Source organism: Thiobacillus sp. 65-1402 (genome assembly GCF_001897685.1).
GTDB lineage: Bacteria > Pseudomonadota > Gammaproteobacteria > Burkholderiales > Thiobacillaceae > Thiobacillus.
In genome coordinates, this window is sequence record NZ_MKUG01000022.1 from 1 (window position 1) to 3,262 (window position 3,262).

Annotated in this window: 3 protein-coding genes; all 3 read right to left on the bottom strand. The window is 67.3% G+C overall.

Translation table 11 applies throughout. The annotated features are described in order from the left end of the window. On the bottom strand, positions 1-1,042 hold a 1,042-nt coding region (mnmG, locus tag BGO62_RS02090; RefSeq protein ID WP_296638923.1), incomplete at its 3' end, for a tRNA uridine-5-carboxymethylaminomethyl(34) synthesis enzyme MnmG. An 81-nt stretch (positions 1,043-1,123) separates the two neighbouring features. Next, positions 1,124-3,025, bottom strand: a complete 1,902-nt coding sequence (locus BGO62_RS02095) for an ATP-binding cassette domain-containing protein (RefSeq protein ID WP_296638924.1) — start codon at positions 3,023-3,025, stop codon at positions 1,124-1,126. A 30-nt stretch (positions 3,026-3,055) separates the two neighbouring features. Continuing rightward, positions 3,056-3,262, bottom strand: a 207-nt coding sequence (locus BGO62_RS02100; RefSeq protein ID WP_296638925.1) for a LamB/YcsF family protein, incomplete at its 5' end; no start/stop codon positions are given.

Sequence of the window (3,262 nt, forward strand, 5' to 3'; positions counted from 1 at the left end):
AGTAGTCGTACTCGATGGCGTAGCCGGGGCGCAGGATATGCGCATGCTCCATCCCGGGAATCGAGCGCACGATGGCGAGCTGGACGTCGAACGGCAGCGAGGTCGAGATGCCGTTGGGGTAGATTTCGTGGGTGGTCAGCCCCTCGGGCTCGAGGAAGATCTGGTGCGAAGCCTTGTCGGCGAAGCGGGTGATCTTGTCCTCGATCGACGGGCAGTAGCGTGGCCCCACCCCCTCGATCACGCCGGTATACATCGGCGAGCGGTCGAGGCCGCCGCGGATGATGGCGTGCGTCTTTTCAGTGGTGTGGGTGATCCAGCACGGCCGCTGCGCGGGATGCATCGAAGCGTCGCCCATGAAGGAGAACACCGGCGCCGGATCGTCGCCGGGCTGCGCCTGGGTCTGGCTGTAGTCGATGCTGCGGCCGTCGATGCGCGGCGGCGTGCCGGTCTTCAGCCGACCGGCCGGCAGGTTCAGTTCGCGCAGCCGCGCGGCCAGCGACACCGCGGGCGGATCGCCCATGCGCCCGGCCTGGAAGTTTTCCAGCCCGACGTGCACCAGGCCGGCAAGGAAAGTGCCGGCGGTCAGCACCACCGCGCGGCCGCCGAACACGATGCCGAGCTGGGTTCTCACGCCGACGACGCGGTCGCCTTCGAGCACCAGGTCGTCGACCGCCTGCTGGAACAGCGTGAGGTTGGGCTGGTTTTCCAGGCGCTGACGGATCGCCGCCTTGTACAGCGCGCGGTCGGCCTGCGCGCGGGTGGCGCGCACCGCCGGTCCCTTGGACGAATTGAGGGTGCGGAACTGGATCCCCGCCGCGTCGGTGGCCAGCGCCATCGCGCCGCCGAGCGCATCGACCTCCTTGACCAGATGCCCCTTGCCGATGCCGCCGATCGACGGGTTGCACGACATCGCGCCGAGGGTTTCGAGGTTGTGCGTCAGCAGCAGCGTCTTTGCGCCCATGCGTGCCGCCGCCAGCGCGGCCTCGGTGCCGGCATGGCCGCCGCCGACGACGACGACATCGAAGAACTCGGGGAATTTCATGGGCGCCATTCTACCCGTTGCCGGCTTCCGTTTCACGTGAAACACGGCCACGCACACCCCGCGCGCGCAGCAGATGGCTGATCAAGCCGCGGCCGCCTTGGCCTCCAGCGCCTCCCAGCGCGCCAGCGCAGCGAGCAGCTCAGCCTCGATGGCCTCGCTGCGGGCGTGCAGCGCGGCCGCCTCCTGCGGGCGGGACTGATACAGCGCGGGGTCGGCCAGTTGTTCGGCGATCTGCGCCTGCTCGCTTTCCAGCGCCTCAAGCTGCGCCGGAAGAGCCTCGAGTTCGCGCGCCTCCTTGTAGCTGAGTCGGGTCTTGGGCGCAGGCTTCGCTGGCTCAGGCTGAGCCGCGGCCTTGGGGCTTGCCGCCCGCACGGGCTCGGACACGCGCTGCTGTTGTTTCCACGCCTGCCAGTCGGCATAGCCGCCGACGATTTCGGTCAGCCGGCCCTCGCCCTCGAACACGATGGACTGGGTGACGACGTTGTCGAGGAAGGCGCGGTCGTGCGAGACGATGATCACCGTGCCGCTGTAGTCCTGCAGCAACTGCTCCAGCAACTCCAGGGTATCGATGTCGAGATCGTTGGTCGGCTCGTCCAGCACCAGGAGGTTGGCCGGGCGCGCGAACAGCCGCGCCAGCAGCAGCCGGTTGCGCTCGCCGCCAGACAGCGCCGACACCTTGGCGCGCGCCCGTTCGGCGGGGAACAGGAAATCTTCCAGATAGCTGATGACGTGCTTCTTCTGCCCGCCGATTTCTACGTAGTCGGAGCCGGGCGCAATCGTGTCGATCAGCGTCGCCTCGTCGTTCAGCTGGTTGCGGAACTGGTCGAAGTAGGCCACCTCGAGCTTGGTGCCCTGCTTGACCCAGCCGGATTGCGGCTTCAGTTCGCCGAGGATGAGGCGAATCAGCGTGGTCTTGCCGGCGCCATTGGGGCCGAGCAGGCCGAGCTTGTCGCCGCGCAGGATGGTGGCGGAAAAGTCGCGGATGAGGGCGCGGCTGTCGTAGCCGTAGCTGACATGGTCGAGTTCGGCCACCACCTTGCCGGAACGATCGCCGCTGTCGAGCTGGAAACCCACCTGGCCGGCGTGGGCGATGCGGGCCTCGCGGGTACGGCGCAGCGCCTCCAGCCGTCTTACCCGGCCTTCGTTGCGGGTGCGGCGCGCCTCGACCCCCTTGCGGATCCAGGCTTCCTCCTGCTTCCAGAACTTGTCGAATTTGCGGTTGTGCACCGCCTCCACCTCAAGCTGCTCGGCCTTTTTGACCTGATAGGCGCTGAAATTGCCTTGGTATTCACGCAACTGGCCGCGATCGAGCTCGACAATACGGTTAGCGACGTTGTCCAGGAAACGCCGGTCGTGGGTGATGAAAAGCAGCGCGCCGCGATAGTCGTTGAGCAGGCTTTCCAGCCACTCGATGGCGGAAAAATCCAGGTGGTTGGTGGGCTCGTCCAGCAGCAGCAGCTCGGGCTCGGTGACCAGCGCGCGCGCCAGCGCCACGCGTTTTTTCAGGCCGCCGGACAGCGCCTCCACCGCCGCCTCGGCATCCAGGCTCAGGCGCTGCAGGGTTTCTTCCACCCGGCTGTTGAGCCGCCAGGCATCGGCCACCTCCAGCTCGTGCGACAAGCGTTCGAAGTCGGCATATACCGTCTCGTCGCCCTCCGCCATCGCATGCGCCACGGCATGGTATTCGGCCAGCAGCGTCTGTGCCGCGCCGACGCCCTCCGCCACCGCCTCGAACACGCTGTGGCCGGGCTGGAACTGCGGCTCCTGCGGCACGTAGGCCAGCTTCAGGCCCGGCGCACGCCACACCTCGCCGGCATCCGCCAGGCTTTCGCCGGCGATGATTTTCAGCAGGCTCGACTTGCCGGTGCCGTTGCGGCCGATCAGGCCGATACGCTCGCCAGCCTCGATCACCAGCGAAGCGCCATCGAGCAGAGGCCAGTGGCCGTAGGCCAGTTCGAGTCGGTCAAAAGTAAGGAGGGGCATGATCAGACATCAACAAGCGTAGGAGCGGAATTATCCGCGATTGAGCGCGGCATGGACGGCCTGGGCAATTTTTAATGCGCCGGGGGTGTCGCTGTGCAGGCAGATCGTGTCCGCCCGTACCCGGATGGCGCCGCCGTCGAGCGCGGAAACCGGTCCGTCATGCGCAAGCGCACGCGCCTGCTGCGCCGCCATGCCGGGCGAGGCGATCAAGGCGCCCGGGGTTTCACGTGAAACCAG